This is a genomic window from Bordetella flabilis (assembly GCF_001676725.1).
Classification (GTDB): domain Bacteria; phylum Pseudomonadota; class Gammaproteobacteria; order Burkholderiales; family Burkholderiaceae_B; genus Bordetella_C; species Bordetella_C flabilis.
Window position 1 is genome coordinate 2569513 of sequence record NZ_CP016172.1, and the last position, 13293, is coordinate 2582805.

14 protein-coding genes are annotated in these 13293 nt (G+C 66.4%); 10 read left to right on the top strand and 4 right to left on the bottom strand.

Translation table 11 applies throughout. The annotated features are described in order from the left end of the window. Positions 1–70: 70 nt before the first annotated feature. From BAU07_RS11225 to BAU07_RS11265, 9 genes are read left to right on the top strand one after another with little or no spacing between them, the layout of a single operon-like run. Positions 71–1072 carry an NAD-dependent epimerase/dehydratase family protein gene (locus BAU07_RS11225; RefSeq protein ID WP_066657412.1) on the top strand — a complete coding sequence of 334 codons (1002 nt, stop codon included), beginning with the start codon at positions 71–73 and terminating at the stop codon, positions 1070–1072. Continuing rightward, positions 1069–2004, top strand: a complete 936-nt coding sequence (locus tag BAU07_RS11230) for an NAD(P)-dependent oxidoreductase (protein WP_084025609.1) — start codon at positions 1069–1071, stop codon at positions 2002–2004. The genes BAU07_RS11225 and BAU07_RS11230 overlap by 4 nt, the downstream gene beginning before the upstream one ends. A gap of 4 nt (positions 2005–2008) precedes the next feature. Further along, positions 2009–2779, top strand: a complete 771-nt coding sequence (locus tag BAU07_RS11235; protein WP_066657417.1) for an SDR family NAD(P)-dependent oxidoreductase — start codon at positions 2009–2011, stop codon at positions 2777–2779. A gap of 12 nt (positions 2780–2791) precedes the next feature. Continuing rightward, positions 2792–3952 carry an ABC transporter substrate-binding protein gene (locus tag BAU07_RS11240; protein WP_066657418.1) on the top strand — a complete coding sequence of 387 codons (1161 nt, stop codon included), beginning with the start codon at positions 2792–2794 and terminating at the stop codon, positions 3950–3952. 14 nt (positions 3953–3966) lie between these two features. Then, the gene (locus BAU07_RS11245; protein WP_066657419.1) at positions 3967–5124 is read left to right on the top strand and encodes an ABC transporter substrate-binding protein; all 1158 of its coding nucleotides are present in this window, start codon (positions 3967–3969) and stop codon (positions 5122–5124) included. Between the two features lie 19 nt (positions 5125–5143). Further along, positions 5144–6010 (top strand): branched-chain amino acid ABC transporter permease, encoded by an 867-nt coding sequence (locus tag BAU07_RS11250; RefSeq protein ID WP_066665321.1) that lies wholly within the window; start codon positions 5144–5146, stop codon positions 6008–6010. A gap of 5 nt (positions 6011–6015) precedes the next feature. Further along, positions 6016–7002: a branched-chain amino acid ABC transporter permease gene (locus BAU07_RS11255; RefSeq protein ID WP_232338284.1), complete on the top strand. Its 987-nt coding sequence runs from the start codon at positions 6016–6018 to the stop codon at positions 7000–7002. Further along, a complete protein-coding gene (locus BAU07_RS11260; RefSeq protein ID WP_066657420.1) occupies positions 6999–7778 on the top strand; it encodes an ABC transporter ATP-binding protein in 780 nt (259 codons plus the stop codon). Before BAU07_RS11255 ends, BAU07_RS11260 begins: the two co-directional genes overlap by 4 nt. Next, entirely contained in the window at positions 7765–8478 is a 714-nt protein-coding gene (locus tag BAU07_RS11265; RefSeq protein ID WP_066657430.1) for an ABC transporter ATP-binding protein, read from the top strand. Before BAU07_RS11260 ends, BAU07_RS11265 begins: the two co-directional genes overlap by 14 nt. 299 nt (positions 8479–8777) lie before the next feature. Here the strand turns inward: BAU07_RS11265 and queD are convergent, their stop codons facing one another. The 3 genes from queD to BAU07_RS11280 all read right to left on the bottom strand — a co-directional run bounded on the left by queD (position 8778) and on the right by BAU07_RS11280 (position 11279). Continuing rightward, entirely contained in the window at positions 8778–9221 is a 444-nt protein-coding gene (queD, locus tag BAU07_RS11270; protein ID WP_066657432.1) for a 6-carboxytetrahydropterin synthase QueD, read from the bottom strand. 28 nt (positions 9222–9249) lie between these two features. Continuing rightward, complete coding sequence (gene queE / locus BAU07_RS11275; protein ID WP_066657434.1) at positions 9250–9882, bottom strand: 7-carboxy-7-deazaguanine synthase; 633 nt, start codon at positions 9880–9882, stop codon at positions 9250–9252. 104 nt (positions 9883–9986) lie between these two features. Further along, positions 9987–11279, bottom strand: coding sequence for an NCS2 family permease (locus tag BAU07_RS11280; RefSeq protein ID WP_066657435.1), 1293 nt, complete (start codon positions 11277–11279; stop codon positions 9987–9989). An 88-nt stretch (positions 11280–11367) separates the two neighbouring features. Between BAU07_RS11280 and tsaD the strand changes: the two genes are divergently transcribed. Beyond that, on the top strand, positions 11368–12414 hold the full coding sequence (tsaD, locus tag BAU07_RS11285; protein WP_066657438.1) for a tRNA (adenosine(37)-N6)-threonylcarbamoyltransferase complex transferase subunit TsaD: 1047 nt from the start codon (positions 11368–11370) through the stop codon (positions 12412–12414). Positions 12415–12522: 108 nt separating this feature from the next. On the opposite strand, the gene plsY is transcribed toward tsaD, so the two are convergent. Continuing rightward, the gene (gene plsY / locus BAU07_RS11290) at positions 12523–13170 is read right to left on the bottom strand and encodes a glycerol-3-phosphate 1-O-acyltransferase PlsY (protein WP_066657440.1); all 648 of its coding nucleotides are present in this window, start codon (positions 13168–13170) and stop codon (positions 12523–12525) included. Positions 13171–13293 lie beyond the last annotated feature (123 nt).

Here is a 13293-nt window from a genome sequence, read left to right on the forward strand (position 1 = left end):
ACCGAAAGTGCGATTGCAATCCTCCTCATGGAGGCGCGCGCCTCGTCCATCGTCAACCAGGAAAGAAGACATGAAGATTGCCGGCAACAAATTCGTCATCACGGGCGGTGTCAGCCTGATCGGGTCGCATATCACCGAGATGCTGCTCGCCGCGGGCGCCGAGCAGGTGGTGCTGTTCGACAACTATTCGTTGAGCACACCGGATGCCATCAGCGACCTGAAGGCGGACTCCCGCATCAAGCTGGTGCGCGGCGACATACTGCGCATGCACGAGCTGTATGACGCTTGCGAAGGCGCCGCGGGCCTGTTTTCCGTGGCGGCGTTCCTGACCTTGCCCTTGTCGCAGAACCCCGGGCTGGGCCTGTCGGTGAACGTGCAGGGCCAGGCCAACGTGATGGAAGCGTGCCGGTACCGGGGCGTGAAGCGGGTGGTGTTTTCCTCGTCCACCGCCGTCTATGGCGAGCCTGTGCCAGGCGTGATGGACGAACGCACCGCCTTCAACTTCGCGCCTTTCCAGCCGGCAGCCGCCTTGTATTCCGCCTCGAAGATCATTGGAGAAAACCTCTGCAGGCTGTATCACCAGAAGCACGGGATCCAGTCGCTGTCCCTGCGCTATGCCACCGTCTATGGCGAGCGGCAGCACTACCGCGGCGTCAACGCCCTGTACATCATGGAGAACTACGACCGGATCAAGAGCGGCGAGCGCCCGCTCATTCCCGACGATGGCCAGGAAGTGCACGACTACGTCCATGTCGCCGACGTCGCGCGCGCCAACGTCATGGCCATGGAAAGCGAGGTGTCGGGGGAGAGCATGAACGTGGCGACGGGTACCGCCACCACGCTGAACGACCTGGTCGCGACGCTGCTCGAAGTGATGGGATCGGACCTGCGTCCGGACTACAGCACCGAGACCTCCCATGTGCGGGCATCCGTGGGCAAGCATCTGGCCTTCAGCCGCGAAAAGATCGGCAGGCTGCTCGGTTGGGAGCCGCAGGTCAGCCTCGAGGAAGGGATACGGCGGCTGGTCCAGTGGCGTGAAGGCCGCGACGCCGCCCCGCGCGGAGCCGCATGATGCAGCGCGTGGCGATGGTGGGCCTGGGCCAGATGGGATCCGCCATGGCGGCCCGGCTGGCGCAGTCCGGCTGCCACGTCCGGGGATGGGATGTGGATGTCGCCGCGCGCACCCGCGCGGCGGGCATGGGGCTGCAGGTGGCCGAAACGCTGCGCCAGGCGCTGGCGCAGTGCGACGCAGTCCTGACCAGTCTGCCCGACGCGCGCGCCGTCCGTGCCGCATGGTTGGAAGAGGGCGGCATCGTCGCATCGGCAGAGCCTTCCAGCGTCTGCATCGATCTGAGCACGATCGAACCCGGCGTCATGGTGGAAGTCGCCCAGGGCGCGGCGGCCCGCGGCCTGGCCGTGCTGGACTGTCCCGTCAGCGGCGGCCCCGTGGAGGCGCGCGCCGGCACCCTGGTGATGATGGTCGGCGGACACGCGGCCACCGTCGCCCGCATGGAGCCCGTGCTCAAGCGCCTGGGCGGCACGCTATGCCATACCGGCGACGTCGGTACCGCGAAGGTCGTCAAGATCGTCAACAACATGATGGCGATGGGCAACCTGCTGGTGGCCTGCGAAGCCTTCTCGCTGGGCGTGACCGCCGGCGTCGATGCGGCCACGCTGTTCGCGGTGCTGGCCGAAAGCGGCGGCACGTCGCGCACCTTCACCAAGCGCTTTCCGCATGCGCTGAAGAACGATTTCGATCCGCGCTTCAAGATGGAGCTCGGCGAAAAAGACCTGGCCCTCGGCGTGGCGCTGGGCCGCGCGCAACAGGTGCCGCTGCCGGCGGCTTCCCTGGTCCGGGAGATGTTCGGGCTGGCGCTGCTGCAAGGGCATGCGGGCAGGGATGTCGTGGCCTTGCTGGCCATGTACCAGGACTGGGCGCTGAAGGCCCAGGCGCGGCGCGACGCGGTCGCGCCGGCCGCCGCACAGAACGCATACGGAGGATAGCCGAATGAAACATGCCGTCGTGACCGGCGCGGGGTCCGGGATAGGGCAGGACTGCTGCCTCGATCTGCTGGCCAGCGGCTGGACCGTCTATGGACTGGACCGGTCTGGCGATAGCCTGCGGCAGACCGCCGACAAGGCCGGGGATACGGGGGGGCGCTTCGCGCCGCAGGAGTGTGATGTGTCCGACTCCGCCGCGGTGGCGGCGGCCTTCGGCTGGGTGGCGCAGCGCAGCCCGGCGCTGGACGCGCTGGTGTGCTCGGCGGGCATATTCCGTACCGGCCCCCTGATGGCCATGCAGGAGGCAGACTTCGCCGCCCTGTTCGATGTGAACACCAAAGGGGCATGGCTGTGCGCGCGCGCGGCCCTCCCTTTGCTCGAGAACGCGGCAAGTACGCAGGCGCCGGCGCGCATCGTGTTCGTGGCCTCCATCGCGGCGATCCGGCCGAAGGTCGGCGGCGGCGCCTATGGCGCGTCGAAGGTCGCGCTGACGCAGATCGCGCGCGTCCTGGCGGTGGAGCTGGCGCCCAGGTCCATACTGGTCAACGCCATCGCGCCGTCCACCGTCGATACCGCCATGACTCGCCAGTTGGCCGCCGATGCCGCGCACAACGGCTATACGGTGTCCGGCCTGTCGCCGCTGGGGCGCGTGGCGCTGCCGGCCGACGTCACGCCGGTCATCCGCTTCCTGCTCGGCGACGACTCCCGATACATGACGGGCGCCGTGCTGCCTATCGATGGCGGCACGTCGGCCGCCTTCCAGCCCAAACCGAACTGAAAGGGGAACGCGATGAAGAACCCATGGGTGATGGCCGGCGCGCTGTTGCTGGCCACCGGCGGCGCGCATGCGCAGGAAGTGCTGAAGATCGGCGCGATGGGCAGCTTGTCCGGACCTGGCGCGGCCTGGGGCCAGGCGATTCAGTATGGCGCCGAACTGGCCGCGGAGGATGTGAACGCCAAGGGCGGCCTGGAGGTCGCCGGCAAGAAGTACCGGGTGCAGGTCATTGCCTACGATGACAAGTACCAGGCCAACGAAGCCGTCACGGCGGTCAACCGGCTCATCTTCGAAGACAAGGTCAAGTTCATCATCGGCCCCATGGGCGGGGCGACGCAGCTGGCCATCGCGCCCATCACCGAGAAAGCCAAGGTCATCACCATGACCATGGCCTTCACGCCGCTGGCCTTGGGGCCCGACAAGCCGTATTCGTTCCGTCCCATCCTGACGACCAGCGAAACCGCGCCCGCGCAGATCGCATGGGTAGCCAAGACCATGGGCATCAAGAAGGTGGGGGCACTGTTCCCCAACGACGAGACCGGGCAGAAGATCATCGTCGACCTGGAAAAGGCGTATTCCAGGGCAGGCACCCCGCTGGCCGCCAAGGAATTGTTCGAACGCGACCGCCTGGACATGGCGCCGCTGCTGACCCGCCTGATGGCCCAGGGCGTGGATGCGATCGAGCTGGACGGCAATGCGCCGACGACATCGGGACTGATCGTCAAGCAGGCGCGTGAACTGGGTTTCAAGGGCCTCATCCTGCGCAGCGGCGGGCCGGCGACGCCGGAAATCGTCAGCGTGGCCGGCAAGCGCGCCACCGAGGGCATGATCGTGTACTCCCCGCTGGACCTCGCCAATCCCGCCATCAAGGCCTACGCCGACCGCTACCAGAAACAATACAAAAAGCCGATGAACGGCTTTAGCCCGTCCTTCTATGACGCGACCCACATGCTGTTCCAGGCCATGGCGCAGGCGGGCACGGTCACGGACACGGACAAGGTGGGCGCGGCGCTGGCGGCCATCAAGAACTACCCGGGGATCATGGGCACGACCAACTGGACCGGCAAGCAGGCGTATGGCATCGACCACCAGGTCGACGTGCCGTACTACCTGGCCGAAGTGAAGGACGGCAAGGAAATCATACGCGCGCATTGCACGGTACAGGCATGCGAGTAAGCCAGGAGAACGCCATGTGGAAGCACTATCTAGGGGCTGCGCTGCTGTGCGCCGCGGGTGCCGCGCACGCCGAGGACACGCTGCGGATCGGCGCGGTGGTGACGCTCTCCGGGCCCGGCGCGGCCTGGGGCCAGGGCATGCTGTACGGCGCCGAACTGGCCGCCGACGACATCAACGCCAAGGGCGGCCTGGATGTGGGCGGCAAGAAGTATCGCATCGAGCTGGTGGCGTATGACGACAAGTACCAGGCCAACGAGGCCGTCACCGCGGTCAACCGTCTCGTATACGACGACAAGGTGAAATTCATCATCGGCCCGACCGGGTCCGCGCCGGTACTGGCGCTGGCTCCCATTACCGAGAAGAACAAGGTCATATTGATGATGCTGGCGTTTACATCCAAGGCGCTGACGCCCGAAAAGCCGTTCTCCTTCCGTCCCGTACTGACGACGGTGGAGACCGCGCAGCCGCAGATCGACTGGGTGACCAAGGTCGCGGGGGCGCACAAGGTGGGAGGCCTGTTCGTCAACGACGAGTCGGGCCAGCAGCAGCACGAGTACCTGTCCAAGGCCTACGCGAAAGCGGGGTATCCGTTCGTCGCCGCCGAGTATTTCGACCGCGACCGTGTCGACATGATGCCTTTGATCACGCGCCTGATGGCCAAGGGCGTCGATGCCATCGAGCTGAACGGCATCTCGCCGGCAACCGCGGGTTTGATCGCGAAGCAGGCGCGCGAGCTGGGCTTCAGGGGCATGTTCATCCGCAGCGGCGGCCCGGCTACGCCGGAGATCGTCGCGGTGGCGGGTCCCAAGGCGGTGGAAGGCATGGTCGTCTATACCCAGTTCGACCCCGCCAATCCTGCCGTGCAGGCCTACCAGCAGCGCTATCAGTCCAAGTACAAGAAGGCGATGAACGGCTTCAGCCCGTCCTTCTACGACGGCACGCATATGCTGTTCCAGGCGATCGCGGCGGCGGGTACGGTATCGGACACCGACAAGGTGCGCGCCGCGCTGCGGGATATCAAGGACTACCCCGGCATCCTGGGCAACAGCAACTGGACCGGGCAGGCCGTCTACGGCTCGAACCAGCAGATCGATGCCCCGTTCTTCCTGTCGAAGGTGCATGACGGCAAGGAAGTGATCGCGGCGACCTGCACGCTTGCGGCGTGCCGATAGCGGCCGCGGGGAGCTTTCCGTGAACCTCACCTTCCTGATCGGCCAGGCCCTGACCAACGGAATTATCGTGGGCCTGCTCTACCTGCTTATCGCCATCGGCTTCACGCTGGTGTTCGGCGTCATGCGGATCGCCAACTTCGCGCACGGGGAGTTCTACATGCTCGGCGCGTTCGCCGCGCTGGTGTGTGTCACGCAATACGACATGCCCTACCTGGTGGCCGTGTTCGTGGCCTTCGCGCTGGTGCTGGCCTTCGGCTGGGTCGTGGAGGTATTGATCCTGAAGTCGTTCCGGGGCGATGAGCTCAATGGCCTGATCGCCACGCTGGGCGTGGCGATGATCCTGCAGAACGGCGCGCTGATGCTGTTCGGCCCCGATCCGCAGTCGATGCCTGCACCGGTCGAAGGCGTGTTCGCCATGGGCGACATCATCATGCCTTTGTCGCGGCTCTACGTCGTTGTTTTCTCGGCGGCCGTGCTGGTGGGGCTGTACGTGTTCCTGATGCATACGCGCAGCGGCCGGGCCTTGCGCGCGGTGGTTCAGGACATGGAGATCGCCACCGCGCAGGGCATACGCTCCCACATCGTCTATCCGCTGGGTTTCGCGCTCGGCGTCGCGCTGGCTGCGATCGCCGGCGCCTTGATGGCGCCCGTCTTCTCGGTGTCTCCCTTCATTGGCGCGGCGCCGCTGTTCAAGGCCTTCATCGTGGTGGTGCTGGGCGGGCTGGGCAGTATTCCCGGCGCCGCGCTGGCCAGCCTGCTGCTGGGAGTGGCCGAAAGCCTGGGCAGCACGTTTTTCGACGGCAGTACGGCGGACATGATGATCTTCGGCCTGGTCATCGTCATGCTGATATTCCGGCCTACAGGGCTGATGGGACGGGCGGAATAATGACCATGGAAAAGCAGAATGCCATTCCCGTAGGCGCGGCCAGCGGCGGGGAGGGCAGGCCGGGCGTCCTGCGCGCGCCACTGGGCTGGGCGGCGGCGCTCGTGCTGCTGGTGCTGCCCCTCTTGACGGACAGCCAGTTCTACGTGCACCTGGCAGTGCTGGTCTGCCTGAACGTGGTCATCGTCAGCGGCCTGTCCATGCTGATACGGGCGGGCCAGCTTTCCCTCTGCCACGCCGCCTTCATGGGTATCGGCGCCTACGTTTCGGCGCTGGCGTCCATGCGCCTGGGGATTCCGTTCCTGGCTGCCGTGGCGCTGGGTGTCGCCGCCTCGGCACTGCTGGCCTTCCTGCTGGGCGCCGCCATATTGCATCTGCGCGGGGTGTACTTCGTACTGATCACGTTCGCCTTCGGCGAACTGGTGCGCCTGGGATTGCTGGAAGGCGCCAGCCTGACGGGTGGCGCCAACGGCATCGCCGGCATACCGCCCGCCACGCTGTTCGGCATCGTGCTCGATACCAAGAAGGCCTTCTATTGCGCGGCGGCGCCCTTGGCCGTGGCGGCGGTCGTATTTCTGGCGGCCTTGTTCCGCACGCCGCGCGGGCATGCGCTGGACGCGGTGGGGCAGAACGCCACGCTGGCCGAAGCCAGCGGATTGAGCGTACGGAACCACCAACTGTTCGCTTTCGCCGTGGGCAGCGCGATGGCAGGGTTGGGCGGCGCCTTTCTCGCGCGCTACGTGGGATATGTTTCGCCGGAATCGTTCAATGCCCAGGTGTCCATCGCGGCCATCATTACGCTGGTGGTGGGGGGCCGCAACTCGGTGGTGGGCCCATTGATAGGCGCCCTCATCATGACGCCGCTGCCCGAATTGTTCCGCGGCGCGGTGCAGTCCCAGAATATTTTCTATGGCGTCACGCTGATCCTTATCCTCAAGTTCCTGCCGCAGGGGATCGCCAGCCTGCTTGCGGCGCGTCGCGGGAGGAAATCATGAGTGTCCTGCTGCAAGTACGGGATCTGTCGAAATCCTTCGGTGGCCTGAAGGCCGTGAGCGGCCTGACCTTCGAGGTCGCGCAAGGCGAGATCATGGGCCTGATCGGTCCCAACGGCGCCGGCAAAAGCACGGCCTTCAACCTGATCAGCGGCGCCTTGCGACCCAGTTCGGGCAGCGTGGCATTCCGCGGCAAGGAAATCGCCGGGCTGGCTCCGAGCAAGGTGGTCCGTCACGGACTGGCGCGCACCTTCCAGTCCGCCTCCGTGTACCCGGACGCCACGGTCGCCGAGAATGTTTTCCGCGGCGCCATTTCGACGCTGGAGACCTCCTTCATGGGGCAGTTGGCCCGCACCCGCGCCTTTCGGCACGCCATGCAGGACTTGCAGCGGCATACGGACGAAGTCCTTGCCATTACAGGGCTGGAACGCTTCCGCGACCAGCCTGCCGGCGGGCTGCCCTACGGCTACCAGAAGCGGCTGGGCGTGGCCATCGGGTTGGCGACGCGGCCCGCGCTTTTACTGCTGGATGAGCCTGCGGCAGGTCTGAACCCGGAGGAGTGCGCGGACTTCGGCAGGCTGCTGAAGCGCCTGCGCAGCGAATACAAACTCACCTTGCTCTTCGTGGAACACCATATGGCGCTCGTGATGGACACCTGCGAGCGCATCGTGGTGCTGGTGCAGGGACGCAAGATCGCCGAAGGGACGCCGGAGCAGATCCGCCGCGACCCCGGCGTGGTGGAAGCCTACCTGGGGACGCCGCAGCATGCCGACGCTTGAAGCCAGAGAGATCGTGGTGCATTACGGCGCGCTCGCGGCCGTGAGGCAGGCGACATTCACCATCGCGCCAGGCCAGATCGTGGCGCTGATCGGATCCAACGGCGCGGGCAAGAGCACGACGCTGAAAGCCCTCATGGGCCTGAAGCGGGTGTCGTCGGGTTCGCTGTACATGGACGGCGAACGCATCGATCACACCAGCGCCGCGCAGCGCGTCGCGCGCGGCATCGCCTTGTCGCCGGAAGGCCGGCGCCTGTTCCCGCGCATGAGCGTGATCGAGAACCTGGAGGTGGGCAGCCACACGGTACGGTCCGTGGCGCAGCGGCGCCAGGCGCTGGAGCAGGTGTACGCCCTGTTCCCCATCGTGGCGGAGCGCCGGCGCCAGATGGCCGGTTCGCTGTCCGGCGGCGAACAGCAGATGGTGGCCATCGGGCGGGCCATGATGTCCTGCCCGCGGATACTGATGCTGGACGAACCGTCGCTCGGCATCGCGCCCAAGGTGGTCGGCGAAATCGCGCGCGCGGTGCAGCGGCTGAACCGCGATACCGGCATATCGGTGGTGCTGGTGGAGCAGAACGCCCGCCTGGCGCTCAGCCTGGCCGCGCAGGCCTATGTCTTCGAGCAGGGCGCGGTGACGCGGTCCGGCAGCGGCGAGGCGCTGCTGGCGGATCCCTCCGTGCGGCGGGCCTATCTGGGGGTCTAGGGTCCCGGGTGTTCCACGCGGGCTGGACGGAACATCCACCCGTCGACATCGGCCCCATGCTGTGGTGGCATATCCTCGGAGCGATCCTGATTTCCAGCATTCCACTGCTCGTATTGGTGAGGGGACTGCAACACCTGCGCGCGCTCTTTCGCACATACGCCAGTTGCGCCCATTTCTCAGTGGAAGCCACCGCCCGGCTGGGAAAGATGGGACGCTCCATCGCCTCGTGGGTGCTGGTCCAGTCCCTGACGGAGCCTATGCTCGCGCCCACCGCTGCTGAGTGGGCTGGCGATGCGCGCTCAGCCCTCGCAATCCGCCCAGCAATTCGGCGTTTCATACAGCCGCACGCGCACCAGCCGCAGATCGCCGCCGTATTGCCCGTGGTAATGCGGAAACAGGGTGTCGAAGGCGATACGTGCCAGATTCTCTACGGTGGGGATACGGTCCAGCACCACGGTCTTGTGGTCCGGCAGGGATTCCAGGAAGGCGCGTACGGCCGTATCGCCGGCGAACACCAGGAAGGCATGGTCCCACTTGTCCACCACATGTTCGCGCGCAATGGCCTTGATGTCGGAAAAGTCCATCACCATGCCGTTATCGGAAGCGCCGGGCACATTGACGACATCGCCGGCCAGGGTGACTTCCAGCACATAGCGGTGCCCGTGCATATTGCGGCACTGGCTGCGATGGTCGGGGATACGGTGGCCGGCGTCGAACTCCAGCCTGCGCGTGACCGATATCATGCTCGGTTCCCCGCGCGGGTAAGGCTCATCATGGAATGCCTATGTATTTATGGGTTTGCAGGCTCAGGCGCCATTGCGGGTGCTGCATGCAGTATTCGACCGCCCTGGTGGTGTTGGCGAGCCTGTCCGGACCGTCCATGGGCTGCAGGAAGAAATGGTCGAACTCCAGGCCGGCAAAGGCTTCGGGACGTGCATCGGCCTGCGGGTAGACCAGCTTCAGCTCGTTCCCATGGCGCAGCAGCACCGGCGCCTTGCCCTTGGGGCTGACGCATATCCAGTCTATGCCCGCGGGCGGCTCCATGGTGCCATTGGTTTCGATGGCCACGGTGAAGCCGCGCGCGTGCACGGCGTCCAGCAGCGCGCCGTCCAGTTGCAGCAGGGGCTCGCCGCCCGTGAAGACGACGTAACGGCCGTTCGTGCCGGGGCCCCATTCGGCGACCAGCGCATCGGCCAGTTCATCGGCGGTGGCGAACTTGCCCCCGCCGGGGCCGTCCGTGCCGACGAAATCGGTGTCGCAGAAGGTACAGGCAGCGGTGGCGCGATCGCTCTCGCGACCCGACCACAGGTTGCAGCCGGCAAAGCGGCAGAACACCGCGGCGCGTCCCGCCTGCGCACCTTCGCCCTGCAGGGTCTTGAAGATTTCCTTGGCGGCGTAGGTCATGAAAACAGCGGGGTGTGGGGAAAACCCGGTATTTTACCAAGCGGCGGGTATTCCGCCCTTCGATAACCCCGTGCGGCCCCTGGAATATCTCCGGACGGGGCGCCTTACCCGGCGAAAAACGCGAAACGGATGACAAACAGGACCGCGACCAGCCACGTGGCCGCATGCACCTCGCGGGCCTTGCCGGTCAGGCATTTCAGCACGACGTAGCTGATGAAGCCGAATGCCAGTCCGTTCGCCACGGAGTAGGTGAACGGCATGGCAAGGGCCGTGAGCGCGGCGGGCGTGGCTTCCGACACGTCGTCCCAGTTGACCTCGATGAGCTCGCGCATCATCAGGCCGGCCACGTACAGCAGGGCGGGCGCGGTGGCATAGGCGGGTACCGAGCCCGCCAGCGGCGAAACGAAGAGGGCCGCCAGGAAGAGCAGGCCCACCACGACGGCCGTCAGGCCGGTCCGTCCGCCCGCCTGCACGCCCGAGGCGCTTTCGACGTAGGCGGTGGTGCTGCTGGTGCCGAGCACCGAGCCGGCGACGATGGCGGCGCTGTCGGCGAACAATGCCCGCCCCAGGCGGTTCGGCCGGTCCTCGGGAATCAGCCCCGCGCGCTTGGCCACGCCGATCAGCGTGCCGGTGGCGTCGAAGACCTCCACCAGCACGAAGACCAGGATCACGTGGAACAGTCCCGCGTGCAGGGCGCCGGCGATGTCCAGCTGCATGAAGGTCGGAGCGAGACTGGGCGGCGCCGACACCAGGCCGTGAAAGCTGTTGTAGCCCAGGACCATGGACAGCACGGTGACCACAAGGATGCCGATCAGGATTGCGCCGCGCACGCGCAGGGCGTCCAGCGCCGCGATGATGAAAAATCCCAGCACGGCGAACAGCGGCCCATGCGTGCGCAGGTCCCCCAGGCTGACCTTGGTTGCCGCGTTGGGCACCACGATGCCCGCATTCGACAGCGCGATGATGGCCAGGAACAGCCCGATACCGGCGGCAATGGCGCTGCGCAGGGAGTTCGGTATGCCGCGGATCAGCCATGCGCGGATGCCGGTGATGGTCAGCACCAGGAAGATGGCGCCGGAGATGAAGACCGCGCCCAGTGCCTGCTCCCAGCTGTAGCCCATGCCCTTGACCACGGTGAAGGCGAAAAACGCGTTCAGCCCCATGCCGGGCGCCATGCCGATGGGCCAGTTGGCCAGCAGGCCCATGACCAGCGAACCCAGCGCCGCGGCCAGGCATGTGGCCACGAACACTGCATTGCGATCCATGCCGGTTGTCGACAGGATGTCCGGGTTCACGAAGATGATGTAGGACATCGTCAGGAAGGTGGTGAACCCGGCGACGATTTCGCCGCGCGTCGTCGTCCCGTGCTCGTTCAGTCGAAAAAATCGCTCCAGCATGCGCTTCTCCCAGGCATTCCCTTCGTGGTCGCGGGATTATTGGCCAAGGCGCGAAAATAACATTTCCCGTCCATGTAAACTCGCCGCCATGATCATTCTCGGCTTCGAAAGTTCCTGCGATGAAACCGGCGTTGCGGCGGTCTGCACCGAGCGCGGCCTGCTCGCGCATGCTCTGCATAGCCAGATCGCCATGCATCAGGAGTACGGTGGCGTTGTGCCCGAACTGGCCTCGCGCGATCACGTGCGACGCGTGGTTCCGCTGACGCGCCAGGTGCTGCAGGAAGCCGGCCTGACGGTACAGGACGTCGATGCCGTGGCCTACACGGCGGGGCCGGGCCTGGCGGGCGCGCTGCTGGTCGGCGCCAGCGTCGCGCAGGCGTTCGCCTGGGCGCGCGACCTGCCGGCCATTGCCGTGCATCACCTGGAAGGGCATCTGCTGTCGCCCATGCTGGCCGAGCCGAGGCCGGCGTTTCCTTTCGTGGCGCTGCTGGTGTCGGGCGGCCACACCCAGCTGATGCGGGTGGATGGCGTGGGACGCTATGCCTTGCTCGGCGAAACACTGGACGATGCCGCGGGCGAGGCCTTCGATAAATCGGCGAAGCTGCTGGGCCTGGGCTATCCCGGCGGGCCGGCGCTGGCGGCCCTGGCCGAACAAGGCGACGCCAGTCGCTTCGATCTGCCGCGCCCCATGCTGCACAGCGGCGACCTGGATTTCAGTTTCAGCGGCCTGAAAACCGCGGTGCTGACGCGCGTCAAGGCGATGGAGGCGGCGGGCAGCGCCCCGGATGCACGCGCCCGGGCCGATCTCGCTGCGGCCACGCAGGCGGCGATCGTCGATGTCCTGGCCGCCAAGGCGGTACGCGCCCTGAAGGAAACGGGACTGCGTCGCCTGGTCGTAGCCGGTGGCGTGGGGGCCAACAAGGCGTTGCGTGAACGCCTGGGCAGCGCGCTGCCCCGGCTCAATGCGGAAGCGTATTTTCCGCCCCTGGCCCTGTGCACGGACAACGGCGCCATGATCGCCTTCGCCGCGGGCGAACGCGTCAAGGCGGGTCTTGCGAATCTCGATCGCGGCGACCATGCCTTCACGGTGCGCCCGCGCTGGGACCTGGCCGAGCTCGACACGGTGGCTCCATAGGGCAGCGTTGGTCGCCATAAGGCAGCTGCGGTCGCGCCGGATCCGGTATCGGACGCCTTGCCTTATCGACGGACAACGCGGCCCGGCACTGGCGGGGGCTTTCCTGGCTCAAGCCTTTTTCTTCGCGCCGATGCGCGATTCCGTGCCGTTCAGCAGCCGCGCGATGTTGGCCCGGTGCCGCAGGATAAGCAGCACGCTGATCAACGTAATGGCCGCCAGCATGGGCGGTTCGGCGTACCAGGCCAGTCCCGAACCGAACAGGTAGTACACCGGCGCGAAGATCGCCGCGACCAGCGCGGCCAGCGACGAATAGCGAAAAAACGCCACGATGATGAGCCAGGTGGCCAGCGTGGCCAGCGCCAGCCACGGCGAGACGGCGAACAGCACGCCCAGCGCCGTCGCCACACCCTTGCCGCCGCGGAATCCCAGGAAGATGGGAAACAGGTGGCCAAGGAATACCGCCAGCGCGGCCAGGGCGAGGACATTCCAGGTCCAGCCCTCCGGCGCGCCGATATGCTGCACCAGCCAGACGCCGAACCAGCCCTTGGCGGCATCGCCCAGCAAGGTCAGGATCGCGGCGGTCTTGCTGCCTGAACGCAACACATTGGTCGCGCCGGGATTGCCCGATCCATAAGAACGCGGGTCCTGCAGCCCCATGAGCTTGGACACGACCACCGCGAATGGCACGGAGCCGACCAGGTAAGCCAGGACGACCAGACCAACATTGAATGCGACGGCGTGAGATAGATCGGGCATGGACCTTTCCATTGGGTGGACAGGCGCGGATTCTACCGTGGCGGACGGGCGCGACGCGACGAGGTTACATCCGCCGCCACCCCCATGCCATCGGGGCGGTCCAATGTTACGCGCGGAGCCGGC